Here is a 25194-nt window from a genome sequence, read left to right as displayed (position 1 = left end):
ATGCAAAATTATCTTGCCAAAATGTTGCAGCTAAGTCTAACCTTTTTGCAATCGTATGCAAAACCGATTCCGGTGGGAGGGGAGTCCGTATGGCAGAGATCCAGCTGCGCAACATCAGCAAGCGTTGGGGCGCATTTGTCGGTGTCGACAATTTCGACCTGACCATCGCAGATAAAGAGTTTCTCGTCCTGCTTGGCCCCTCGGGCTGCGGCAAGACCACCACAATGCGGATGATCGCAGGGCTAGAAGACGCGACCGAAGGCGACATTCTGGTCGACGGCCAGCGCGTCAATGATCTGGAACCCAAAGACCGCGACGTGGCGATGGTGTTCCAAAGCTACGCGCTTTACCCCAACCTGAACGTCTACGAAAACATCCGCTTTCCCCTTCGTGTTCGCGGCATCGACCCTTCGACCCATGACGAAAAGGTCCGTCGCGCCAGCGCCATGGTCGAACTGGATGAATTCCTGCACCGCAAGCCTGCCGAACTGTCCGGCGGTCAACGCCAGCGTGTCGCCCTCGCCCGCGCTATCGTCCGCGAACCCAACGTTTTCCTGATGGACGAGCCGCTGTCGAACCTTGACGCCAAGCTGCGGGTATCGACCCGTGCCCAGATCAAGAACCTGTCCCATGAGCTGGCGGTCACCACCGTCTATGTGACCCACGACCAGATCGAGGCCATGACCCTTGCCGATCGCGTCGTGGTCATGAAACAGGGCGTGGTCCAGCAGGTCGGCTCTCCGACAGAGATTTACGACAAACCGGCCAATGACTTCGTCGCAAGCTTCATCGGATCCCCGGCGATGAACCTGATGTCGGGCGTTATGTCCGGCGGCACTTTCAGCACTGAATACACCGAAATTCAAAACCTGAGCGCCCCCGACGGCCCCGTAACTCTGGGCTTCCGGGCTGAAGATGCGCAGGTCGTTGACAGCGGCGGCCAGATCAACGCGCCGATCTACACGATGGAACTTTTGGGTGACGCGACAATGGTCACCGTTCGTATCGGCGGCGCGCTGGTTTCGGTCAAAGCCGACAAAAGCTACCGCGCCGAAATCGAGGACATGGTCTCGATCCATGTGCCTTCCGAACAATGCCACCTGTTTGACGCACAAACAGGGGCACGTCTGGGGGACTGACCCCAAATTCATTCCCGCCTTGGCGGGGGCCAAAGGGGTGCAGACTTCGAAGATGCACCCCGAACTCAACAGGGAGAACTATCAATGTTTATGAAGAAACTCGCTCTTGCTGGCGGACTGTCGCTAATGGCAAGCACCGCGATGGCGTGCGAAATCAGCGCGCGTGTGAACATCGTTGGCAACGAATTCCCGGCGATCCAGACCGTGGGCGCAGGCGCTCAGGAATGCTCTGGCGCAGAGGTCAGCACCAACCTGACCGCCGACCACCAGAAGATCAACCTGCCCGGTATGCAGGGTGATCCGGCCGAATATACCTCGGCCATCATTGCGAACTCGTCCATCGTGGCGCTGATGAACGAAGACGTCATTCGCCCGCTGGATGATCTGGTGGCGAAACACGGTCAGGGTCTGAAGAAGAACCAGCTGATCACCATCAACGGCAAGGTTATGGCGGTCGCCTTCATGGCCAACGCCCAGCACCTGGTGTACCGCAAGGACATCCTTGATCAGATCGGCGTCGAGCCCCCCAAAACCTATGAAGACATGCTGGCCGCGGCCAAGATGATCCGCGACCAAGGCATCCTGCCCAACCCGGTTGGTGGCGCCTATGCCGCGAACTGGAACATCGCGCAGGAATTCAACAACATGTTCATCGGCTATGGCGGCGAGCACTTCAAAGCCGGCACAGCACAGCCGAACGTGAACAGCGAAGCTGGCGTCAAGGCGCTGGAAATGATGAAGGCGCTGTCGGAATACATGAACCCCGACTATTTGACCCACGACTCCAACGCTACCAACGCTGAGTTCCGCGCGGGCAACGTCGCCCTGATGAACATGTGGGGCAGCCGCGCCGCAACCCTGGTCACCGTCGACGGTGTCCCGCAAGAGGTCGTTGACGGCTTTGCCATCGCGGGTCCAATGACCGTGGGCGGCGGCTCTGTTCCGGCAACCACCCTGTGGTGGGACGGCTGGACCGTTGCCAAAAACATCAGCGACGAAGAGGCCGAAGCCACCTTTGTCGCGATGACCCACGCCATTCGCCCGGCCATTCTGGAAAGCGACGAGATCGCAACCCAGGCCGTCTGGCTGATCGACGGCTACGAGCCGACACCGGCCGCCGAGGGCGTCTTTGCCGCCGCACAAGCGGGTTCGGTCCCCTACCCGATGCTGCCGTACATGGGCCTGATGCACACTGCACTCAGCAACGAACTGGCCGACTTCATGCAGGGTAAAGAAAGCGCCGAGCAGGCCCTGAAAGACGTCGAAGCAGCCTATACCGCTGCCGCCAAGGAAAAAGGGTTCCTCTAAGAACTCTCCTCCCGAGAGGGGCGATATCGCCCCTCTCACCCTCTCTGAATTTCTGGAGCAGCCATGAAACATCGCACCTTCTTCTGGTTTTTCCTGCCCACAGGGCTGGCCATGCTGGTTTTCATCGCGGCTCCGCTGGTTTCGATCGTGACCCAGTCGTTCTTTGCCCCGCACGAAGCCGTGCTGATCGAGGTCGAGAACTGCGGCCCCTTCGGCTGCAAGAAAGAGACCACCATCGACCAAGAGGCCACCGCAGCCCTGCGAGAGGCCGAACCGATGGGTCGCTTTGTCGGGTTCGATGTGTATCTGGATCGTGGGCATCTGGCCGTGACCGAGGTTGGCGAAGCATGGCGCAATGCCGACGGTCTGGGCGAATTCTTCGGAACGCTCTTCAACCTGCCCTTCTATCGCGCGCTGTCGTTCACACTGACCTACACATTCGTCTGTACACCGCTGCTGATCGCCCTTGGCTTTGCGATCGCGATCTCGGTGAACGCGCTGCACCGCAAGCTGAAAGGCGTCGTGATCTTCTTCTCGCTGCTTCCGATGATCGTGACACCCCTTGTCGGCTCTCTGATCCTGTTCTGGATGATCGACAGCCGCGGGGTGATCGGGAACTTTCTTCAATATCTGACCAATGACCCGGACCTGTCGCTGAAAGCCTCATCGCCCCTGATGTGGACCTCGCTAATCGTCTACGGGATCTGGTCGTCTGCCCCCTTTGCCTTCGTGGTGTTTTACGCCGGTCTTCAGACCGTACCGAAGGATACACTTGAGGCCGCTCAGATCGACGGCGCAACGCGCTGGCAACAGATCCGCTATGTCACCATTCCGCACCTCATGCCGTTGGTGACCTTCGTGGCGCTTATTCAACTGATGGACAACTTCCGCGTCTTTGAACCGATCGTCGGCTTCAGCGCCTCGGCCCACGCGACCTCGCTTAGCTGGATCATCTTCAACGACCTTGGCGGTGAGACCCAGCAATTGTCGGCAGCCGCCACAACCTCGGTTTTGACCGTCGTCGGTGTGGCCATTCTTCTATCGCCGGTGCTTGTGCGCACCTGGCGCGAATTCAAAGGACGGACCTAACCCATGTCGAGTGCCGCAACCCGCAAACCGCTTCCGCTTAAGATCGCCCTGTGGGCCTTTGTAACCATCTGGTTGCTTATGGCCGCCTTCCCTTTCCTCTGGACGCTCTGGGGCAGCTTCAAGGTCGAGCTTGATTTCTTCTCGATCGCCGACTGGACCAACGCCATCACCGGCGCCAATACCGAACGCACCCACGGGTCGACCTTCACCGGGGCCGGTTATGACGGCGCATGGGTACAGGAAGACTTCTGGCGCAATGTGATCAACACCACTTTCGTCTGTATCTTCGTGGTCTGCACCTCGCTGACCATCGGGACACTTGGCGGCTATGCCCTGTCGCGCTCTGGCTTCAAATACGTGTTCTGGCTGCTGATCACCGCGCTGATCTTCCGCGCCATCCCGCCGATCACGCTTGTGTCGGGCTACCTGCCGGTGTTCTTCGACTGGAACGTCTGGGGCTTCCTGCCGACCGCGATCATCGTTCTGGTGGCCATCAACCAGCCCTTCACCCTTTGGATGCTGCATTCCTTCTTTGAATCGATCCCGAAAGAGCTGGACGAAAGCGCCAAGGTCGACGGCTGCACCCAGTTTCAGGCCTTCCGTCGCGTGATCATTCCGGTGATGTGGCCGGGCGTCATCACCACCGGCCTGTTCAGCTTCCTTCTGGCCTATAACGACTTCGCCGTGACCTCGATGATCCTGAACGAGGGCAACCGCACCATGATCCCGGCCATCGCAGCTTTCATGGGCACCACCCAGACCGAGGGTAACGTGATGTTCGCGGTCGCCGCCGTTGTCTCGGCCACGGCCCCGCTGTTTGTCATGGTCCTGTTCTTCCAGCGCCAGATCGTCTCGGGCCTGACCGCAGGTGCCGTCAAAGGATGAGCCGCTCTGCCCGCCATAACGCCCTGTCCCGCCACCCGGCGCTTAACAGAATGCCAAGGGATTTCCTGACGGGGGTGCTCGCCACCCCTTTTACACCCCAACGCATTCTGACAGGAGACACGCCATGAAAGGCTCTCGTCCCGAACAAGCCGTGCTGACGCGCGACACCGACATGACCAAAACCGAAGAAACGCGCCGCGTGATCGAAACGATGGTGGATGGTCTCAACGACCACCGCATCGACGACATCGGAGAGTTCTTCGCCCAGGGCTTCCGCTGGATGGGCAATCAGGGCTGCGGCACCAAGACCGGCCTGCAAGAGTTTCAGGACAACTGGCAGCGCCCGTTTCAGGCCGCGTTCAGTGACAAAACCTGCATCGACGAGGCCCGCCTTTACATGGGCGAATGGGCTGCTGCCTTTGGACGGCAAGAGGCCACGCATTCAGGCGAATTTCTGGGCATCGCGCCCACCGGCAAGCGGGTCGAAATCCGCTACATGGACTTCTGGAAAGTCGTCGACGGCAAGATCGTCGACAACTGGGTGAACGTCGATTTCGCCCATGTGGCCGCGCAACTGGGCGTGGACCTTTTTCAGGGTGAAGGCTGGGAAGCATTTGACCGCGGCGAACGACAAGCGCCGCGCCCCGACACACAAGGATAAAGACTATGGCGATTGAATATCTCAAACGCGGAAAACCCGAAGCTGATCGCGCCGAGGACGACGCAAAGACCGCAGCAGTGGTCGAAGCCACCTTGAAAGACATCGAAACGCGCGGCGACGCGGCCGTGCATGAACTGGCAGTGAAATTCGACAACTACGACCGCGAAACCTATCGCCTGTCCGAGGAAGAAATTCAGGCCATCATCGCCAAGGTCAGCCCGCGCGAGATGGCCGACATCAAGTTCGCACAGGAACAGGTGACCAACTTCGCACAGGCCCAACGGGACTCGATGCTGGATATCGAGGTAGAGACCATGCCCGGCGTCATCCTTGGCCACAAGAACATCCCCGTGCAGTCGGTCGGCTGCTATGTCCCGGGCGGCAAGTTCCCCATGGTGGCCTCGGCCCACATGTCGGTCGCCACGGCCAAGGTCGCAGGCGTGCCCCGCATCGTCGCCTGCACGCCCCCCTTCAACGGCGAGCCGAACCCTGCCGTGATCGCCGCCATGCATCTGGGGGGCGCGGATGAGATCTATGTGCTGGGCGGCATCCAAGCCGTCGGTGCCATGGCCATCGGGACCGAGACCATCGACCCCGTGCACCTGCTTGTCGGCCCCGGCAACGCCTTCGTCGCCGAAGCCAAGCGTCAGCTCTTTGGCCGCGTCGGTATCGACCTTTTCGCAGGCCCGACCGAGACCATGGTCATCGCGGACGACACCGTCGATGCCGAGCTGTGCGCCACCGACCTTCTGGGTCAGGCAGAGCACGGCTATAACTCTCCGGCTGTTCTGCTGACCAACAGCCGCGCCCTTGCCGAAGCTACCTTGTCAGAGATCGACCGCATCCTTGGCATCCTGCCAACCGCGAACACCGCAAGCGTGTCTTGGGAAGAATACGGAGAGGTCATTCTTTGCGACACCTATGACGAGATGCTGCAGGTCGCCGACGATATCGCCTCTGAACACGTTCAAGTCATGACCGACCGCGACGACTGGTTCCTTGAAAACATGACCTGCTATGGCGCGCTGTTCCTTGGCCCCCGTACCAACGTGGCCAATGGCGACAAGGTGATTGGCACCAACCACACGCTGCCCACCAAGAAAGCAGGCCGCTACACCGGTGGTCTTTGGGTCGGTAAGTTCCTGAAAACGCACAGCTATCAGAAGGTCACGACCGATGAAGCCGCAACGCTGATCGGCGAATACGGGTCGCGCCTGTGCATGCTCGAAGGCTTCGTCGGCCATGCCGAACAGTGCAACATCCGCGTCCGCCGCTATGGCGGGATCAACGTGCCCTATGGCGAAGGCGCGCCATATCGGGAAGCGGCAGAGTAAGCCGGGGACGCGGGGCCACCCCCCCCCGCCTTTCCTTGGAAATTTGGACTAACGGAAGATGGATCAACACAGCAGCAACAAGGCCCTCATCTCGCCGCTTCGGGCGGTCATGCGGGATTTTACTGAAGCACCCGTGCGGGCCGCCCTGGACCGGGTATTTGCCTCGGATGGGGTGATCCATCTCTCCCATCCCATTGGCGATCTGCAAGGACCCAAAGCGCTTTACGACAGCGCCTATGCCCCGCTTCTTGCCGCCCTCCTCGATCTGGAGCGTCGAGATTGGATCGTCATGGCCGGGGAAACCGACAAGGGCGACCAATGGGTCGGCTGTGGCGGTCACTATGTGGGCACGTTCCTCGCCCCGTGGCTGGACATCCCGCCAACCGGTCACATCGCCCACATGCGCTTTCACGAGTTCTATCGCATCGAAAACAACCAGATCGTCGAAATGCAGGCAATCTGGGACATCCCCGAACTGATGATGCAAGCCGGTGCCTGGCCGATGGTGCCATCGCTTGGGCGCGAGATGTTTGTCCCGGGGCCATCGTCACAGGACGGGTTTGTCCCCGGCCCGTGGGACAAGGCCCGGGCAACAGCCTCGTGCCAGCACATCGTCGACATGCTGGCCCATCTGATCCGCCACCCCGCCCAGGGCGGCCCCGAGGTGATGGAGATGGAAAAGTTCTGGCACCCGCGCTTCAACTGGTATGGCCCCGCCGGGATCGGCACCGCCCGCGGCGCGTCAGGCTTCCGAAACTGGCACCAAATCCCGTTCCTGTCGGCCATGCCCGACCGCGGCGCCCATGACGACGAACTGGTGTTCCACTTCTTCGGCGATGGTGATTACGCCGCCGTCACCGGCTGGCCGAATATGAAACAGACCATCAGCGCAGATGGCTGGCTGGGTATCGCGCCCGCGGGGCAAAAGATCACCCTGCGCTCGTTGGATTTCTGGCGAATGGAAGGCGGCCTGATCCGCGAAAACTGGGTACTGGTCGACCTGCTGGACATCTATGCCCAACTTGGCGTTGATGTGCTGGCCCGGATGCGCGCGTTCAACAAGGCGCGCAATCTTGGACCCATTGAACGACCCGGAGACGCCGCATGACCCTGCCCCAAACCCCTTCCTTCCGCCTTGACGGCAAGCGCGCTCTTGTCGCTGGCGCGAGTTCCGGCATCGGGCTGGCCTGCGCCGTCGCACTGGCCGAGGCCGGGGCGCATGTCGTCCTTGCCGCGCGTTCTGCGGACAAGCTGGCCAAACTGGTGGACGAGTTGACGGCAAAAGGCATGAGCGCCGAGGCACTGGCGCTGGACGTCTCGGATATTGCTGCCACCCAAGCCGCCGTCGCTGCGAACGGCCCGTTTGACGTTCTGGTTAATTCCGCAGGCCTTGCCCGCCACACCCCCGCAGAAGAGACCAGCGAAGAGGATTTCGACGCCGTAGCGGGCCTGAACATCAAAGGCGCCTACTTCCTGACCCAAGCGGTTGCAAAGGGGCTGATCGAAGCCGGCAAGCCGGGGTCCCTGATCAACATCTCCAGCCAGATGGCCAAGGTCGGGGGCTTGGACCGCGCGGTCTATTCCGCCACCAAACACGCTGTTGAAGGCTTCACCAAATCCATGGCGATCGAATGGGGCAAAAAGGGCATCCGCGTGAACACGATCTGCCCGACCTTCATCGTAACGCCCCTTACCAAACAGACGTTCGACCGCCCCGAACGCCGCGCGTGGGTCGAAGAAAAGATCAAGCTTGGCCGGATCGGAGAGGTCGAAGACATCATGGGCGGCGTGGTCTATCTGGCTTCTGACGCCTCGGCGCTGGTGACCGGCACGGCCCTGATGATCGACGGGGGGTGGACAGCGGAATGACCAGCCCCAAGGTAACATCAGCCGAGGTCGCCAAACTCGCCGGCGTTTCACAATCGGCGGTCAGTCGCGTTTTCACCCCCGGTGCCTCGGCGTCGAAGAAGACCGTGGACAAGGTGAAGAAGGCCGCGGAAGAACTTGGCTATCGCCCAAACTCGCTTGCCCGTGCGATGGTATCGGGGCGCTCTCGGATCATCGGTCTGGTGGTCGCTTATCTTGAAAACCACTTCTACCCCGAAGCCTTGGAGAAACTGTCCAACGCCCTGCAGGAACGCGGCTACCACGTGTTGGTTTTCCTCGCCCCGAATACAGCGGCGGACATCGATAATGTCGTCGAAGAGATCCTTGATTATCAGGTCGACGGGATCATCGCAGCCTCGGTCGGCATGTCGACCGAACTCTCGGCCCGCTGTCAGGCGGCAGGCGTGCCGATGGTACTGTTCAACCGCTCGCAAGACGGCCCAGAGATGTCTGCCGTGACCTCGGACAACTTCGCCGGTGGGCGTAAAGTGGCAGAGTTCCTGCTGGCCAGTGGCCACCGCAAGATCGGCTATATCGCGGGCTGGGAAGGTGCCTCGACCCAACGCGACCGCGAAGCCGGGTTCGTGCACAAACTGGCCGAAGAAGGCGTCGACCTGCACGCCCGTGGTGTCGGCAACTTCAAGATGGAACAGGCCGCCGAGGCCACCCGCACCATGTTTGCCCAAGACCCGCCCGAAGCCGTGTTCGTGGCCAACGATCACATGGCCTTTGCCGTCATGGACGTGCTGCGCTCTGAGCTGGGCCTGAAGGTGCCCGAAGACGTCTCTGTTGTCTCTTACGACGACGTGCCGACCGCGGCATGGCCAGCCTACAACCTGACCACGGTCCGCCAACCCGCCAACCGCATGGTCTCTGAGACTGTCGACATACTGCTGGACGAAATCGAGGGCGAGGCCCACGGCCCCCGCCGAGTCGAGATCGACGGCCCGCTAATAATTCGCGGCTCTGCCCGCATTCCTGAAGGATGGAAGACATGAAGGGATTTGATCCCAAATTCAAAGATTTCCCCGATTACATTATCGGGATCACCAAAGAGATTTGGGAAGACCGCGGCATCGCGACGCTGCACGACTATTACAGCCCCGATATCGTCGTGCGCTCGCCCGGCTCTGTGGTTCTGGGCAACCAAAACGTCATCGGCGCCACCATGGCCACCTTGGCCGAATTCCCCGACCGACAGTTGCTTGGCGAAGACGTGATCTGGTCCGGCACGCCAGAAGACGGGATGCTTAGCTCGCACCGCATCATCTCGACCGCGACCCATCTGGGTGACGGTGTCTATGGCAAGGCCACCGGCAAAAAACTGCAATACCGCATCCTTGCCGACTGCCACGCCAAGAACAACGCCATCGACGACGAATGGCTGATCCGCGATCAAGGCGCGATCGTGCGCCAGATGGGCTGGGATCCCAAGGACTATGCGCGCGACCTGATTGCCCGCGAAGGCGGGGCCAAGGCCTGCGTCAAACCCCTGACCCCCAAGACCGACCGCGACGGCCCCTATAAAGGAACCGGCAACGACAATGCGTGGGGCCAGCGCTATGCCGATATCCTGACGAGGATCATGAATGCCGACATCGCCGCGATCGAAGGCGAATACGACCGTGCCGTGCAATCGGAATACCCCGGCGGCCAGACCGGCCATGGCTGGGCCCCGGTTGATCGGTTCTGGATGGGGCTGCGCGCCTCTTTCCCGAACGCCGAGTTCAAGATCGAACACCAGATCGGCCGCGATGACCCTTCCATGCCCCCACGCGCCGCCATCCGCTGGTGCCTTTGGGGCAAACACGATGGCTGGGGCGTCTTCGGCGCCCCCACCGGGGCCGAGGTCTATGTGCTGGGCATTTCCCACGCGGAATTCGGCGAGCTGATCGGCGGCGAACCCAAGCTGCGGCGCGAATGGACCCTGTTTGATGAAACTTCGGTTTGGAAACAGATCCTTCTGGCAACCGGTGACCTCTGAATGATCTCTCGGGTGCCATATCTTGATGCCAGCCAAGCGGCGCAGCGCTTTCACGCGCATCGCGCGTCGTTGCGGGCGCGGCGTCTGAACAACCGTCCTCCGGGAAGGTGGGCTTTCCCCCACCCAACACCCAACCAGAAAGGACAAGACACATGAGCACCATCCAAGACCGCATCGTTCGCTATGGCGAACTGGTCCCCTGCAAAACCGCCTTTATCGACGCCCACACCCCGGGCAGCGACCAAAAGGAAAACTTCACCATCGTCGGCGGCGGCGTTTCGGAATCCCCCGATCAGCACGTCCACATCACCGACCAGATCGGCTTTAACATCGGCGCGGCGGGCCAGCCGCCCAAGTGCCGCAACTCTTTGCACAGCCACACCACGGCCGAGGTCTTCTTTGTCGCCAAGGGCCGCTGGCGCTTCTTCTGGGGCCGCTATGGCACCGCCGGAGAGTTCGTAGCCGAGGAAGGCGATATCTTCAACATTCCGACCGGCATCTTCCGCGGGTTCGAAAACATCGGCACCGACTATGGGATGATCATGTCGATCCTTGGTGGCGATGACGCTGGCGGTGGCGTCACATGGGCCCCGCAGGTGATCGAAGACGCGAAGGACCACGGCCTTGTGCTGGGCGAAAACGGCAAGCTCTACGACACCAAGAAGGGCCAGTCCCTGCCCGAAGGCATAGGCCCGATGCCCCTGCTGACCGAAGAGCAGCTGAAAGCCTATCCCGAGGTTCCGGTTGATGCCGTGATCGGCAAATACGTTGCCCGCTATTGGGACCTGATGGCCCTTGGTGCCGACAAACCTGCCGTCGTGATCGGCCAGGATGGCGTCATCAAAGACAAACCGGGGTTCGAGGTCGACTTCCTGACCCGAGGCTCTGCCGTCACCGCAGCCACCAAGGTCGAGAAACCTGTCGTGCTGATGCCGGTACGCGGCCATTGGCGCATCAATGTCGATGGCTATCAGGTCACCCTGACGGGCGGCGACACTGCGCTGGTGATGCCCGGCGAAAGCTATACCGCAGAACCCTCGATGACCGGAGAGGCCAGCCTCTATCGGATCACCGCGACCGACGATCCGGCAGGCGCGACCTGGACCGGCAACTAACATGAAAAGGGGCGGCCAGCGGGCCGCCCTGCCCCCGCAAAGGTTAACGCGGCGGGGCATCAATAAACTCATATGCAAGTCATATGCAGGTCATATGGCACTCATACGGACCGGAGGAACGGCATGTCGAAAATCTTAACAACCCACGTGGGCAGCCTGCCACGCACGCAAGACGTGGTTGATTTCATCTTCGCTCGTGAAAACGAAAAGCCCTACGATCAGGCAGATTTCGACGCTTGCATGACCGCTGCTGTCTCGGAAACCGTTAAAAAACAAGTGGATGCGGGCGTAGATATCGTCAGCGATGGCGAAACGTCCAAGATCTCTTACGCCACCTACGTCAAAGACCGCTACACCGGCTTTTCCGGCGACAGCCCACGCAATGCACCAGCCGACCTGAAGATGTTCCCGGGCTTCCTGCAACGCCTCGCCGACGACGGCGGCACCCCCCAATACGCCCGCCCCATGTGCACCGGCGAAGTCCGCTCAAAAGGCCAAGGAGAGTTGGAAAAAGACATCGCCAACCTAAAGGCGGCAATGGCCGAACACGGGGCCGAACGCGGCTTTATGAATGCCGCATCTCCCGGTGTTATCTCCTTGTTTTTGCAAAATGATTTCTACAAAACGCGCGAGGCATATCTGGCTGCACTCGCCGACGCGATGAAGGCGGAATATGAAACCATCGTCGCCTCGGGGCTGGACCTGCAACTGGATTGCCCTGACCTCGCCCTGTCGCGTCACATGCTGTTCAACGACCTGTCGGATGAAGAGTTCGTAAAGGTCGCCAACATGCATGTCGAGGCTCTGAACCACGCCCTATCCGACGTGCCCGCCGACAAGGTCCGCGTCCACATCTGCTGGGGCAATTACGAAGGCCCGCACTGCTGCGACATCGGCATGGACAAGGTGTTTTCGACCCTGATGTCGACCAAGTCCCGCTTTGTGCTGTTCGAGACCTCAAACCCCCGCCACGCCCATGAATGGACCGTCTTCCGAGACCGCAAGACCGAGATTCCAGACGACAAAGTGCTGGTCCCCGGCGTCGTAGATACCACCACCAACTTCGTCGAACACCCCGAACTTGTCGCGCAACGTATTGATATGTTTACACAAATCGTCGGCGCCGACCGCGTGATCGCTGGCTCTGATTGCGGCTTCGGCACCTTCGCGGGTTTCGGTGCGGTCGATCCTGACATTGCCTACGCCAAGCTTTCGGCCCTCTCTGACGGCGCGAAAATCGCCTCTGAACGCCAGTGACACCCCTGATCCTTTTACCCGGCATGATGTGCGACGCGCGGCTGTTTCAGCCGCAGATCGACGCCTTGTCCGGGCACATTCCCCTGATGACTATGCCCATGGGCGGCCATGACACGATGCAGGCCTTGGCCGCTGAACTCTTGTCCTGTGCCCCGCCCCGATTTGCCATCGCGGGCCTTTCCATGGGCGGCATTCTGGCGATGGAGGTCGTTAGGCAGGCAAAGGATCGCGTTACTGGTCTGGCCTTGATGGACACCAATCCCCTAGCCGAACTGGATGAGGTCAAAACCCGCCGCGCCCCGCAGATCGCCGCTGCCGAAGCCGGCGAGCTTTACCGCGTCATGCGCGAAGAGATGAAGCCGAACTACCTGACCGACGGACCCCGTCGCGGGGCAATTCTGGACCTGTGCATGGATATGGCGATGGGTCTTGGGCCTCAGGTTTTTATCAATCAATCCAAAGCCCTACGTGACCGGATCGACCAGACCGAAACGCTGCGGACCTTTGCCAAACCAACGCTGATCCTTTGCGGTCGAGATGATCAGCTTTGCCCGGTTGAACGGCATCAACTGATGCATGAGCTGATCCCGCACAGCACCCTTGAGATCATTGAAAACGCGGGCCATCTGCCCACGCTTGAACAACCCGAAGAAACCACGGCGGCCCTGTCCCGCTGGTTGGAGGCCCTATGAACCAATCCCTTCTGGACCTTTTGCGAAAGGTCGACACCCCCACCGTCTGTAACGCCATCGAAGTGGCGCAGGGCAAACGCGGCTTCAACGATTTCACCCGTGGAACGATGTTGTGCTCTGACCCAGACGCCGGGGCCATGGTCGGCTATGCCCGCACCGCAAAGATCGCAGCCCTTGCGCCCCCAACCGAACCGCCAGAGGTCATCAAGGCCCGCCGCATGGACTATTACCGCCACATGTCCGAAGGCCCACGCCCCGCAGTCACCGTGGTAGAAGACATCGACTTCCCCCACTGCATCGGCGCCTATTGGGGAGAGATCAACACAACCGTACACAAGGGGTTCGGGATCAGTGGCACCTTGACGAACGGCGTCATGCGCGATCTTGCCGACCTGCCCGACAACTATCCGGTGGTCGCAGGATCTATCGGACCGTCGCACGGGTTTGTGCACGTCAAAGAAATCGGAACCCCGGTCAACATCTTCGGCCTTACGGTTAATGACGGAGATTTGGTCCACGCCGATCGTCACGGCGCCTTGGTCGTTCCTGAAGATGTGGTTGATCGGCTAGAAACCGCGATCCTTAAACTCTTGGAAACCGAGAAACTGGTCCTCGACCCGGCAAGGCAGGAAGGGTTCGATTTCGACGCCTTCGAAGCGGCTTGGAACGCGTTTGAGTCCGCCCGAACCTAAACACCGCACTTGTGTTCAGACGTTGATCTGACATGAGCCACCAAATGAAAAAGGGCCCGTAAAAGCGGGCCCTTTCCTTTTATAATCGGGTGCATGGCTTGGATCAGCTGCGACCTTTCCACGGCACCAACCAATTCTCGGCCTTGCGCATCAGGATATCGATCCCGAAGCCAATGACACCGATCAGGATGATACCCATCAGAACGATGTCGGTCAGCTGGAACTTGGACGCCACCATGATCATCATGCCCGCACCTTCGGTCGCGGCAACCAGTTCGGCGGCAACCACGGTGCCCCAACAGACCCCCATCGCCACACGCGCGCCGGTGAAGATTTCCGGCAAAGAGTTCGGAACGATCACGTAACGCATGATCTGGTACTTGCTAGCACCAAGCGAATAGGCTGCGTGCACCTTTGAGATATTCACGCCAGAGACCCCTGCCCTTGCCGAGATCGCCATGATCCAAAGCGATGCCAGGAACAGCAGGATGATCTTGCCGGTTTCACCAATGCCGAACCAGATGATGACCAGCGGGATCAGGGCCAGCGGTGGCACCGGGCGCATGAATTCCACGATCGGCTCAAACCAGCCACGGAACCAGTTGCTAAGGCCCATGGCATAGCCAAGGGGAATGCCCAGAAGCGCCCCGAACAGGAAGCCAGCAATGACCCGGAACAGCGAATAGCCAAGGTGCTTGGCCAGCGTGCTATCGCGATAGCCTTCGCTTGCAATCTCGACCACGCGGCTGACCACAGCTTCGGGCGGCGGCAGCCAGATCGGCTCCATCTGCAGGCCCTTGGGGGGCGAGAAACTGATCGCGCCCTTACCAGTCAATGTAAACCGACCTGCGGGGGTTTGGATTTCGCCTTCCGCCCCGATGGCGACACCGTCGATGGCCACGACTTTGGCGCCATCTTTGCGGGTAACCTCGTCATTCTTGTCAAAGATGATCGTCGTCGAACGCGACGCCGGCATCCCCACCGCATCGTTCTTTGCGATACCATCGCCCGGGTCGACCTCAAACTTCTCGGTCTCTTCGCCAAAGTCGGCAACGCGCACAAAGACAGTTGCATCGTCCTTCTGACCATCCTCGGTTTCAATCGTGTAAACGAAAGAGGTTTCGCCCGCGAAAGGTCCCGGCGCATGCACGAAGCCCGGCACCCAAGATGACCCGGTGAATGATCCCCAAATCAGGAAGATCGTGACAACCGAGACAACAGAGGCAATTCGGTTCGCCTTCACCGCGCTTTCATCGCCGAAGGTAACCGTTTTCAGGGCCGTGTAATCCGTGGTGGTTTTGTGAACCAGAAAACGGACAACAAGGAATGAAATCGCGAAGATCGCGACGTAGACTAAGAGGATCAGAATACCGGTCATGCCATTTCCTCCGCCCGGCCCATGATTTCTTCTTCCATGTTCCAGATCATTTCGAGAATTTCTTCTCGCGTTTCGGCATAACCGTCAGCCTTCTTCACCTCGCGTAGATCGGCGCCCACGCCCATCTCGGCGAAGGGCAAACGATACTCTTTATGAATTCGGCCGGGGCGCGGCGCCATGACCAACAGGCGTTCGCCCAACAACAAGGCCTCTTCCACAGAGTGGGTGATCAGGATGATCGTCTTGCCGGTCTCTTTCCAAAGTTTCAGAACCAACCCTTGCATCTTTTCACGCGTCAGCGCGTCCAGCGCGCCAAGGGGTTCGTCCATCAGGATCACATCCGGATCATTCGCAAGACAACGAGCCAAAGCCACACGTTGCTGCATCCCGCCCGAAAGCTCGTAGATGGCTTTGTCTTTAAAATCGCCAAGGCCGGTTACATCCAACAAGTGGTCCACATGCTGGCCCCACTCGGCCTCTGTCTGGCCCTTCATTCGAGGGCCAAAGCTGACGTTCTCTCGCACGTCCATCCACTCGAACAGTGCGCCCTGCTGAAACACCATCCCGCGCTCGGCATTCGGGCCGGCGACGGTGTGGTTGTTCATCACGATCTTGCCTTCAGTCGGCGCAAGAAAGCCCGCCACGATATTCAGCAACGTGGTCTTGCCGCAGCCTGACGGGCCAAGCACGCTCATCAATTCACCTTCTTTCAGGTGAAGCGAGACGTCCTGAAGCGCCTGAACTGCGGTGCCGTTCGGAAGATCGAACCTCATGGAGATATTTTCGATAGATAATCCTGACATGGGATGCGCTTTCTGCTCCTGTCTTAAATCTCAGAAAACGAGTGGCGTGGGACCGCGCCACAAGGGGACGAGACGGCAAGACACGCCTGCCGTCTCGGGTCGTGTCAATTACATGCTGCCGGCCGAGCTTAGCGGACCGGTGTTCACGTTGTTTTCATAGGTATCCAGCGCGCCGTCGATGCTGCCAGCTTCCACGAAGACATCAGCAACGCCCTTCATGAAGGACTGAGCATTGCCGCCCAGCCAACCGGCTGCCAGCTGCTCTTCCACGGTCGGGAAGGTGAAGGTGTCAATGGTGCTGGCTGTGGCGTCCACATCCATACCGGCGTCCTTGGCGATAACCGGAAGCATTTTGTCGCGGTTTGCCGGGTCCGCCCACATGGCGTTTGCATCAGCGGTAACCTTCAGGAACTTGGCAACCAGATCGCCGTTCTCGGCAACGAAGTCTGCCGGACCCGAGGTCACGTCAAACACAAGAATACCAAGTTCGGTCTTCTCGTCGCCGGTCAGCAGAACGTTACCATGCTCCAGCGCGCGGCGCAGCGAACCACCCCAGCCACAGAACATGTCGATCGAGCCCTGCGCGATTGCAGCAGCGGCATCCGGCGGATCCATGTCCACAACATCCATCGAGGCGACGTCCACGCCAAAGTGGCTCATCTGCTTCAGGAAGCCATAGTGGGCCGCGGTACCAAGCGGAACGGCGACTTTCTTGCCGGAAAGCTCACCCGCGTTGGTCTTGTCGATCTCAAGCTCTGAACGCACAACGCAGTTGTCGTTATCGGCATAGCTGACCGCGACGTCGAGGATCTGCAGGTCCTGACCAGCGCTGGTCGCAACAACGAAAGGCGGAAGGCCTTGGCTGACCGAAAGCTGAACGTCGCCCGACGCCATCGCCGCCGACATTTTCACACCGGATTCAAAGCTGACCCAGTTGACCTTAACGCCAAGCTCTTCGTCATAGGTGCCCATCTGCTTTGCGTATTCGAACGGCATCGGCCACTCGAGGAAATAGGCGACCGTGATTTCATCCATTGCCGAAACGGCATTGGCGGACAGTGCCATCGCGCTTCCTGCCAGAAGTGTAGCGACAGTTTTCTTCATTGGATTTTCTCCCTGTTACTATTTTGTGCGACGCTTTTTTGCGCGCTTCCGAGTGTTGGGGCGCACCCCAGGAATATCCTAACACGACAATCGAAAACTCTGTTTCGGTAAAGTTTGGGAACCCTCACCCGAGTAAAGTGGCCGGGAGTACGGCGCCCAAATGTGTCTTCCTACTGATCCAAAGAATACTTTTCGCGCACGATTGCGTGTCGAATATCGAGTATTCACAAAAATTCTCGAAGCCAGACTCGGAACTTTCTATTTCGAAACTTTGCAACTAATGTTCAGATAGATTGATAAATTATGCCTTGATATAACTGGACTTGCTCAATGTCACGCCACCCTAAGTCTCGGGACCTCAGCCTGAAGTGGCTGAAGCTGTTTCAGATCTGCGCTCAAAAAGGGTCTTTGCAAGCCGCGGCAGAGGAAACCGGGCTGACTGTCAGTACGATCTCGCATCACTTGCGGTCGCTGGAAGAGCATCTGGGGGTTGAGCTGTTCAATCACAGCCGCCGACCAATGACGCTGACCCCCAAGGGGCTGATTTTCCTTCGCAATATCGACGGGGCACTGCATTCCATTCGCAAGGCAGAGGCCGAGGCATCCGCGGGAAATGTCGCCGAGGCAACTTATCTGCGCATCGGTGCGACCGATGACTTTGAAAGCGACATTATCCCGGAACTGGCCGTGTCGCTGTCCCGGCAAATGCCACGCTGTGACTTCTTGTTCCAAGGCGGCTTCAGCTACGACATCGTCGAACAATTGCGCGACCGAAAGCTGGACCTTGGCATCACCGCTAGCCCCGCCGAACGCCTGCGTGACTTGTACGAACGCCCGCTTCTGCGCGACCCGTTTGTCGTGGTCCTGAAAGTCGGGGAAGAGCAGGCGTTGAAAGACATCGTCGAAGGACGCACCAAGCTGCCGTTTCTGCGGTTCACCAGCAACCTGATTATCTCGCGCCAGATCGACTCTCACCTTCGGCGCAGCGGGATTTCGACATCAAACCGTTTTGAATGCAGTAATAACCAAACCCTGATGGCAATGGTTGCAGCCGGGGTCGGCTGGACCATTACGACACCGTTTCTTTATGCCCGCGCCAAACGGTTCCATTCAAAATTGCGCCTGCACCCCTTCCCCGCCAAAAGCTTTGCCCGCACCCTGTCGATCGTATCGACGCCCGACTGCTCTCGGTCTGTGGTGGAACTGGTCAATACCCGCGTTCGCGGTTTGCTGACCGACCACGCGCTGGACATTTTTCATGTTAGCTATCCCTGGCTGCGCGACAAGTTCACGTTGATCGACTAACTCGAACTCTCACAGAGTTTCTGAATTCCAGTTTGGCCTTTCCTTAAACTAAGTTGAGCAAACCAAGGCTTAATACGAAACTTTCCAAAACAGCTTTCGAATTTCCCCACCTCAAGCCTCCAGTATTGCGACGTTCAGCAATTGGCCTCACCAATATATGACGTGCAATCGGAGGGGCTTTGATGAAGTCGCGTACCAAGGTGGTTGTTATCGGCGGGGGGATCGCGGGCTGTTCTACCCTGTATCATCTGACGCAAGAAGGCTGGACCGATGTGGTCCTGGTCGAGCGAAACGAACTGACCAGCGGTACGACATGGCATTCCGCAGCCCAAGTGACCAACTTCGGTATGAACCAGACGATGGTCGGGCTGAAGTCACACTCGATAAACCTTTACAAAGAGTTGGCAGACGACGCCGACTACCCGATCAACTATCACCACGCCGATGGCGGCATCCGACTGGCCAACACCGAAGAGCAGATGCAAGGCTATCGCCACTTCGCCTCAATGGCGCGCGGGATGGATGTCCGTTTCGAGGTGATCGACGCCGAGGAATGCGCGCGCCGACACCCTTTGATCTCGACCGACAACCTGATCGGAGGGCTATGGGACCCATTGGATGGGGACATTGACCCCGCGCAACTGTGTCAGGCGTTGGCTCGGCGGGCCCGCAAGGCCGGGGCAAAAATCTATCGCAACACACCTGTGACAAACCTGACCCAGCACAGCGACGAAACCTGGACCGTCCATACTGAACACGGCGACATCGACTGTGACATCGTCGTAAACGCCTGCGGGTATCGCGTGAACGAGGTCGGCGCGATGATGGGCGTGCACCACCCCGTTGCCTCGATGGAGCATCAGTATTTCCTGACCGAAGACATCCCAGCCATTGTCGAAGCCGGCCACAGGATGCCCCTGATCCGCTGTCCCATCAGTGACTACTATTGTCGACAGGAAAAAAACGGTCTGTTGGTCGGGTTCTATGAACAGGACTGCAGGACATGGGGTATGGATGGGATCGACCCCGATTTCGTCAATGCCCTTTGCCCAGACGACGTTGATCGCGTGATGGACGTGCTAGAGGGCGCCTTTGCCAGAATGCCCGCCTTGATGGACGCGGGCATCCAAACAATCGTCAACGGCCCCATCACCTATACCATCGACGGCGCTCCATTGGTCGGACCCATTCCAGGCAAGCGCAACGCTTTCTGTATCATCGGGTTACGTGCGGGTCTGGGCGAAGGTGGTGGCCATGGCTGGCTGCTAGCCCAACAGATCGTTCATGGAGAAGCCATTTACGACACATGGTGCATAGATCCCCGCCGGTTCACCGGGCACGCCAATGTCGAACTAACCGCGCTGAAAGCCATAGAGGATTACCAAAATGAATTCCGCTTTCACTTCCCGCATGAACATCGCCCGGCGGGCCGTCCGGCGAAAACGACCCCCCTCACCCCGGTTCTGGCAGCGGAAGGCGCCGCTTTCACCGTCGTCAACGGGTGGGAGCGGATGGATTACCTAAAACCGACAGCAGACTTTCATCCAACGCTTAGCTTCAATTTTGATGAGACCTTCGCTCTGGTCGCCGCCGAGGTGAAAAAACTGCAGGAACATGTTGGCCTGTCCGAGGTCAATGGCTTCAACCGGTTCGAGATTACTGGCGCGGATCGCCATACATTCCTTGACCGAATGTTCTGCGGCAACATCACAAAACGCCCGGGCCGCGTGGGATTGGGCTATCTTCTGAACCACCACGGCATGATCAAAGGCGAAGCGACTATTGCCAACATACCGGCCAGCGACCGGGGGGCAGACCGCATCTGGTATGGCTCTGCCGCTGCATCCGAGTTTCACGATATGGATTGGCTGCGGCTTCATCTTCGCGACGACGAGGACGTCCAGATCAAAAGCCTGACCAATGACCAGACGATACTAGTTCTGGCCGGACCAAAGGCGCGCGATGTCCTGTCTGCCTGCTCTCGCGGGGATTGGTCGCGCAAGGCTTTCCCATGGCTGTCTGTGCGCGAGTGTTTCATCGGGTTCTCTCCTGCCACCGTTCTGGGCGTCAGCTTCTCGGGCGAACTGGCCTATGAAATCCACGTTCCAAACGCCTCTCTTTACGCCGCCTATCTTGCCTTGCGGAAAGCGGGTGAAACCCACGGAATGAAACTTTTCGGGGCGCGAGCCATCGAATCGATGCGGCTTGAAAAGGGCTTCATGCACTGGAAGGCCGATCTGCTGACAGAGTTTGACCCGTTTGAGACCTCTCTTGAGCGGTTCGTAAACCTTGAGAAAGATGACTTTGTTGGGAAAAAGGCCCTTGTGCAGCGCCACGGCGAGGGGCCACGTAGAAGACTCGTAACGCTAAGGATCGAAACAACCCATACTCCTGCCCATCCCGGCAGCTCCTTGATGCAAGGTGATACCGTTGTCGGAACCATCACGTCCGGCGCATGGGGGCATCGCGTGGGGATGAATGTGGCCTACGCATTTGTTGATCCAGAACAGGCGCGAAAGGGCAACCGGATGGAGCTGGATCTATGTGGAAAGCGCATCCCGGCAGAGGTCATTGCATTCTCTCCCTACGATCCAGACTTCACACGTGTCAGAAGTTAGCAACGACGCGTGACATCTGGCCCTATGGGTAACGCGAAACTGGCCCTACTCCACAATCGCTATTCGTCTCAACTGTCTTGATGCAAGCCGAAGATTGTGCCCCATGGCTATTCGGCCCTCACCCCAAACCGTAATGGAGCAACACCGTGACCCACTCTGCATCTATGAACGATTTTGATGAAGTGATCGCCTCGGACAAGGCGCATGTTTGGCATCACTTGCTTCAGCACAAACCGCTTGAAACCAATGACCCCAAGATCATGGTCGAAGGCAAAGGCATGCGCCTTTGGGACGCCACCGGCAAAGAACATCTGGATGCAGTCTCTGGCGGTGTGTGGACTGTGAATGTCGGCTATGGACGCGAATCCATCGCGGATGCGGTTCGTGACCAGTTGGTCAAACTGAACTATTTCGCGCAGTCCGCAGGCTCGATCCCGGGCGCGCAATTTGCGGAACGCCTGATCGACAAGATGCCGGGGATGAGCCGCGTTTACTATGTGAACTCGGGAAGTGAGGCGAACGAGAAAGCCTTCAAAATGGTTCGCCAGATTGCGCACAAGCATCACGGCGGCAAGAAGCACAAGATCCTGTACCGCGAGCGCGACTATCACGGCGCGACCATCGCGACGATGTCCGCAGGTGGTCAGCCCGAGCGTAACGCGCAATACGGGCCTTACACGCCGGGTTTCGTCGAGGTGCCCCATTGCCTTGAATACCGCGCACAGGTTGAAACAGAGCATTACGGTGAATGGGCTGCGGACCAGATCGAACAGGTAATCCTGCGCGAAGGCCCTGACACGGTCGGCGCCCTGTGCCTAGAGCCTGTGACCGCTGGCGGCGGCGTAATCACCCCGCCCGTCGGCTATTGGCAGCGGGTCCAGGAAATCTGCCGTAAATACGACATTCTGCTGCATATCGACGAGGTTGTCTGCGGTGTAGGCCGGACCGGTAAATGGTTTGGATATCAGCATTTTGGTATCGAGCCCGACTTTGTCACCATGGCCAAGGGCGTGGCCTCTGGCTATGCCGCGATCGCCTGCATGGTCACCACAGAGCGCGTGTTCGAAATGTTCAAAGACGACGCCTCTGATCCAATGAACCACTTCCGCGATATTTCGACCTTTGGTGGCTGTACCGCTGGTCCGGTGGCGGCTCTGGAAAACATGCGGATCATCGAAGACGAAGCCCTTCTGGACAACACCACGGCCATGGGCGAACGCGTAATGGCCAACCTGCAAGGGTTGATGGACAAGCACAAAGTCATTGGTGACATCCGTGGACTTGGGCTCTTCTGCGGGGCCGAGCTGGTTCAGGATCGCGACAGCAAGGAACCGGTGCCCGAAGCGCAGGTTCAGGCCGTGGTTGCCGACTGCATGGCGCAGGGTGTGATCATCGGGGCGACCAACCGATCCTTGCCCGGGTTCAACAACACCTTGTGCCTGTCCCCGGCCCTGATCGCCACAGCCGACGACATCGACAAGATTACAGATGCAATGGACAAGGCCCTGACCAAAGTATTTGGCTAACCGACAGATTGCGTCGGGCGACGCAGGACCCTAACATAAGTCCAAACGCCCGGCGCAATAGGTCCAGATATGGTAATACCTCCAGAGATGTTTTCGCTGCCCCCCGGCAGCGAGGCCACCCTGCAACAACAGATCCAGCAAGTCGTGTCCGAGGCCATCGTCTCGGGTCGCTGCGTGTCTGGGGAAAAACTGCCTTCTTCGCGTAAACTGGCCGACCATCTCGGCGTCGCACGTATCACCGTGACACTGGCCTACACCGAACTTGTGGCGAACGACTACCTGACGTCGCGGGGGCGCTCGGGCTATTTTGTTTCGGAAACAGCACCGCTTCGTCCAACATTTGAAGAGGTTCGTACGCCTCGCGAGGACGGGGTCGATTGGGCGGCAAAACTGCGGCCTACCCCGAGAATGCGAGAACAGATATTCCGCCCTCCTAATTGGCGCGAGTTCAAATATCCCTTCATCTATGGCCAATCGGATTCGACCCTGTTCGACCACCGTAACTGGCGCGCCTGCGCGTTGCGCGCGGTAGGTCGACGCGACTTCGATATGCTCGCAACAGACCACTATCAGCGCGATGATCCGATGCTGATCGAATACATTCTGCGCCACATCCTGCCCCGCCGCGGCATTCGTGCGAATCCGGATGAAATTCTGATCACCATGGGCTCGCAAAACGCGCTTTGGCTGACGGCCGAGGCCCTTCTTGGCCAAGGCCAGAAAGCGGTAATCGAAAACCCCTCATACCCCGGGCTGCACGAGGTTTTGGCCCCTATTAATTGCAAAATAGAGGCGATCGACGTCGATGCCGAGGGCCTGCCACCTTCACAGATTCCAAGCGACGCCGACGTAGTCTTTGCCACGCCCAGCCATCATTGTCCGACCAATGTCACCATGCCTCTTGGCCGTCGAAAAGAGATGCTGGACCTCGCGCGTCAGAACGACTTTGTCATTGTCGAGGATGATTATGAATTCGAGGTTTCCCTTCTGAAATCCCCATCCCCGGCGCTGAAGTCTTTGGATCAGGCCGGATCGGTGATCTATGTCGGGTCTTTCTCGAAATCTCTCTTCCCGGGACTTCGGTTAGGCTACGTTGTCGCCGCCCCACCCCTGATCGAAGAGCTGCGCCGCTTGCGCCGTGTTATTCTGCGGCACCCGCCCGGACACATGCAGCGGACGGCAGCTTATTTTCTGTCTCTTGGCCATTTCGACGCACAAATCGCCCGGATGTCCCGCGCCTATGCGCGCAGGCGAACTGTGATGGAGGACAGCATCCGGAAATACGGGCTAACCCCGGCCAGCAACGCCCGACACGGCGGGTCATCCTTCTGGATGCAGGCGCCCGAAGGAATCGACACCCGGCAATTGGCGCGCAACTTGCAAAAACAAAGCGTTCTGATTGAACCGGGATCTGCATTCTTCCCGGAAACCCCGGATCATTCGCATTTCCGGATGGCCTATTCCTCGCTCAGCGCGAACCGGATAGAGGACGGTATCGCGCTGATCGCAGAAGCGATTGAAAAGGTAGCCGCCTAGCCCATCCGCTCGGATGAGAAACTGCCCGGAGACGCCGGAAATACAACGGTTTTATTTCCGTTAAGGAAAGACCGGTGATGTGCATGGGCATGGATTGCCCGGGCCAGAACCTGGCTTTCCACATCACGCCCCAAAGACACATAGTCAGACGCAGATTGCGCGTGGGTGATCCGTACGATGTCTTGCTCGATGATAGGCCCCTCATCCAGATCGGCGGTCACATAGTGCGATGTCGCCCCGATCAACTTCACCCCACGCTCATAGGCCTGCTTGTACGGGTTAGCCCCCTTGAAGGACGGCAGGAAGGAATGGTGGATATTGATAATCCGCCCCGACATCTTTTGGCACATCTCGTCAGAAAGGATCTGCATGTAGCGTGCCAGAACGATCAGTTCGGCGCCTGTATCCTCGACCACATTCATGATCGCAGCTTCGGCTTCGGGTTTGTTCTCTTTCGTGACCTTGATGTGATAAAAAGGAATATCTGCGTTAACCACAACCTTTTGATAGTCCATATGATTGGAAATAACCGCAACGATTTCAATAGGTAACGCGCCGATCTTCACGCGATATAGAAGGTCGTTCAGGCAGTGCCCGAACCGCGACACCATGATGATGACCTTCATCTTCTGGCTTTCGTCATGGAAGGCGAAATCCATGTCGAACGGCGCGGCAGTCTCGGCAAAACCATCACGCAGGGTTTCAAACGAGGCCCCTTCTTCCACAAAGAAACTGACCCGCATGAAGAACTTCCCTGTCTCCATGTCATCGAACTGCGAACTGTCGAGGATGTTGCAGCCGTTCTCGGCCAGATAGGTCGAAATGGCAGAGACAATCCCGCGTTTGGACGGGCATGTCACGGTCAGGCAGATTTTCTTCAT

At 58.7% G+C, this 25194-nt stretch carries 22 protein-coding genes; 18 read left to right on the top strand and 4 right to left on the bottom strand.

Annotated features, from left to right (window positions below; translation table 11 throughout):
• The first annotated feature begins 89 nt into the window (after window positions 1-89).
• From CLM58_RS12065 to CLM58_RS12000, 14 genes are all read left to right on the top strand, one after another.
• On the top strand, window positions 90-1139 hold the full coding sequence (locus CLM58_RS12065; RefSeq protein ID WP_095596162.1) for an ABC transporter ATP-binding protein: 1050 nt from the start codon (window positions 90-92) through the stop codon (window positions 1137-1139).
• A gap of 84 nt (window positions 1140-1223) precedes the next feature.
• Window positions 1224-2447, top strand: a complete 1224-nt coding sequence (locus tag CLM58_RS12060; RefSeq protein ID WP_095596161.1) for an ABC transporter substrate-binding protein — start codon at window positions 1224-1226, stop codon at window positions 2445-2447.
• A 63-nt stretch (window positions 2448-2510) separates the two neighbouring features.
• Window positions 2511-3536, top strand: a complete 1026-nt coding sequence (locus CLM58_RS12055) for a carbohydrate ABC transporter permease (protein ID WP_095596160.1) — start codon at window positions 2511-2513, stop codon at window positions 3534-3536.
• Between the two features lie 3 nt (window positions 3537-3539).
• On the top strand, window positions 3540-4421 hold the full coding sequence (locus CLM58_RS12050) for a carbohydrate ABC transporter permease (RefSeq protein ID WP_095596159.1): 882 nt from the start codon (window positions 3540-3542) through the stop codon (window positions 4419-4421).
• A 124-nt stretch (window positions 4422-4545) separates the two neighbouring features.
• Window positions 4546-5082, top strand: a complete 537-nt coding sequence (locus tag CLM58_RS12045) for an ester cyclase (RefSeq protein WP_095596158.1) — start codon at window positions 4546-4548, stop codon at window positions 5080-5082.
• A gap of 5 nt (window positions 5083-5087) precedes the next feature.
• Window positions 5088-6416 (top strand): histidinol dehydrogenase, encoded by a 1329-nt coding sequence (gene hisD, locus CLM58_RS12040; protein WP_095596157.1) that lies wholly within the window; start codon window positions 5088-5090, stop codon window positions 6414-6416.
• A gap of 58 nt (window positions 6417-6474) precedes the next feature.
• Entirely contained in the window at window positions 6475-7524 is a 1050-nt protein-coding gene (locus CLM58_RS12035; protein WP_143226566.1) for an ester cyclase, read from the top strand.
• Complete coding sequence (locus tag CLM58_RS12030; protein ID WP_095596156.1) at window positions 7521-8285, top strand: SDR family NAD(P)-dependent oxidoreductase; 765 nt, start codon at window positions 7521-7523, stop codon at window positions 8283-8285. The genes CLM58_RS12035 and CLM58_RS12030 overlap by 4 nt, the downstream gene beginning before the upstream one ends.
• On the top strand, window positions 8282-9301 hold the full coding sequence (locus CLM58_RS12025; protein ID WP_095596155.1) for a LacI family DNA-binding transcriptional regulator: 1020 nt from the start codon (window positions 8282-8284) through the stop codon (window positions 9299-9301). Before CLM58_RS12030 ends, CLM58_RS12025 begins: the two co-directional genes overlap by 4 nt.
• Entirely contained in the window at window positions 9298-10287 is a 990-nt protein-coding gene (locus CLM58_RS12020) for a nuclear transport factor 2 family protein (RefSeq protein WP_095597086.1), read from the top strand. Before CLM58_RS12025 ends, CLM58_RS12020 begins: the two co-directional genes overlap by 4 nt.
• Before the next feature lie 152 nt (window positions 10288-10439).
• Window positions 10440-11402 carry a cupin domain-containing protein gene (locus tag CLM58_RS12015; RefSeq protein WP_095596154.1) on the top strand — a complete coding sequence of 321 codons (963 nt, stop codon included), beginning with the start codon at window positions 10440-10442 and terminating at the stop codon, window positions 11400-11402.
• A gap of 123 nt (window positions 11403-11525) precedes the next feature.
• Window positions 11526-12659: a cobalamin-independent methionine synthase II family protein gene (locus tag CLM58_RS12010; protein WP_095596153.1), complete on the top strand. Its 1134-nt coding sequence runs from the start codon at window positions 11526-11528 to the stop codon at window positions 12657-12659.
• Entirely contained in the window at window positions 12656-13351 is a 696-nt protein-coding gene (locus tag CLM58_RS12005) for an alpha/beta fold hydrolase (RefSeq protein WP_229666107.1), read from the top strand. Before CLM58_RS12010 ends, CLM58_RS12005 begins: the two co-directional genes overlap by 4 nt.
• Entirely contained in the window at window positions 13348-14043 is a 696-nt protein-coding gene (locus CLM58_RS12000) for an RraA family protein (protein WP_095596152.1), read from the top strand. Before CLM58_RS12005 ends, CLM58_RS12000 begins: the two co-directional genes overlap by 4 nt.
• Window positions 14044-14146: 103 nt before the next feature.
• Here CLM58_RS12000 and CLM58_RS11995 read toward each other — a convergent pair whose 3' ends face one another.
• The 3 genes from CLM58_RS11995 to CLM58_RS11985 form a co-directional block, all read right to left on the bottom strand.
• Complete coding sequence (locus CLM58_RS11995) at window positions 14147-15412, bottom strand: ABC transporter permease (protein WP_095597084.1); 1266 nt, start codon at window positions 15410-15412, stop codon at window positions 14147-14149.
• Between the two features lie 5 nt (window positions 15413-15417).
• A complete protein-coding gene (locus CLM58_RS11990) occupies window positions 15418-16224 on the bottom strand; it encodes an ABC transporter ATP-binding protein (RefSeq protein ID WP_095596151.1) in 807 nt (268 codons plus the stop codon).
• A gap of 108 nt (window positions 16225-16332) precedes the next feature.
• Complete coding sequence (locus CLM58_RS11985) at window positions 16333-17328, bottom strand: taurine ABC transporter substrate-binding protein (RefSeq protein WP_095596150.1); 996 nt, start codon at window positions 17326-17328, stop codon at window positions 16333-16335.
• Window positions 17329-17658: 330 nt separating this feature from the next.
• On the opposite strand from CLM58_RS11985, the gene CLM58_RS11980 reads away from it, so the two are divergent.
• From CLM58_RS11980 to pdxR, 4 genes are all read left to right on the top strand, one after another.
• Window positions 17659-18633, top strand: coding sequence for a LysR family transcriptional regulator (locus CLM58_RS11980; protein WP_095596149.1), 975 nt, complete (start codon window positions 17659-17661; stop codon window positions 18631-18633).
• A 182-nt stretch (window positions 18634-18815) separates the two neighbouring features.
• Window positions 18816-21251, top strand: coding sequence for a GcvT family protein (locus tag CLM58_RS11975; RefSeq protein ID WP_095596148.1), 2436 nt, complete (start codon window positions 18816-18818; stop codon window positions 21249-21251).
• Between the two features lie 164 nt (window positions 21252-21415).
• Entirely contained in the window at window positions 21416-22777 is a 1362-nt protein-coding gene (locus tag CLM58_RS11970; RefSeq protein ID WP_095596147.1) for an aminotransferase family protein, read from the top strand.
• Window positions 22778-22846: 69 nt separating this feature from the next.
• A complete protein-coding gene (pdxR, locus tag CLM58_RS11965) occupies window positions 22847-24313 on the top strand; it encodes a MocR-like pyridoxine biosynthesis transcription factor PdxR (protein ID WP_095596146.1) in 1467 nt (488 codons plus the stop codon).
• On the opposite strand, the gene purU is transcribed toward pdxR, so the two are convergent.
• A complete protein-coding gene (purU, locus tag CLM58_RS11960) occupies window positions 24310-25194 on the bottom strand; it encodes a formyltetrahydrofolate deformylase (RefSeq protein ID WP_095596145.1) in 885 nt (294 codons plus the stop codon). The genes pdxR and purU overlap by 4 nt on opposite strands.

This window comes from Actibacterium pelagium (assembly GCF_002285415.1).
Classification (GTDB): Bacteria; Pseudomonadota; Alphaproteobacteria; order Rhodobacterales; family Rhodobacteraceae; genus Actibacterium_B; species Actibacterium_B pelagium.
This window is presented reverse-complemented; position numbering and strand designations above follow the sequence as displayed.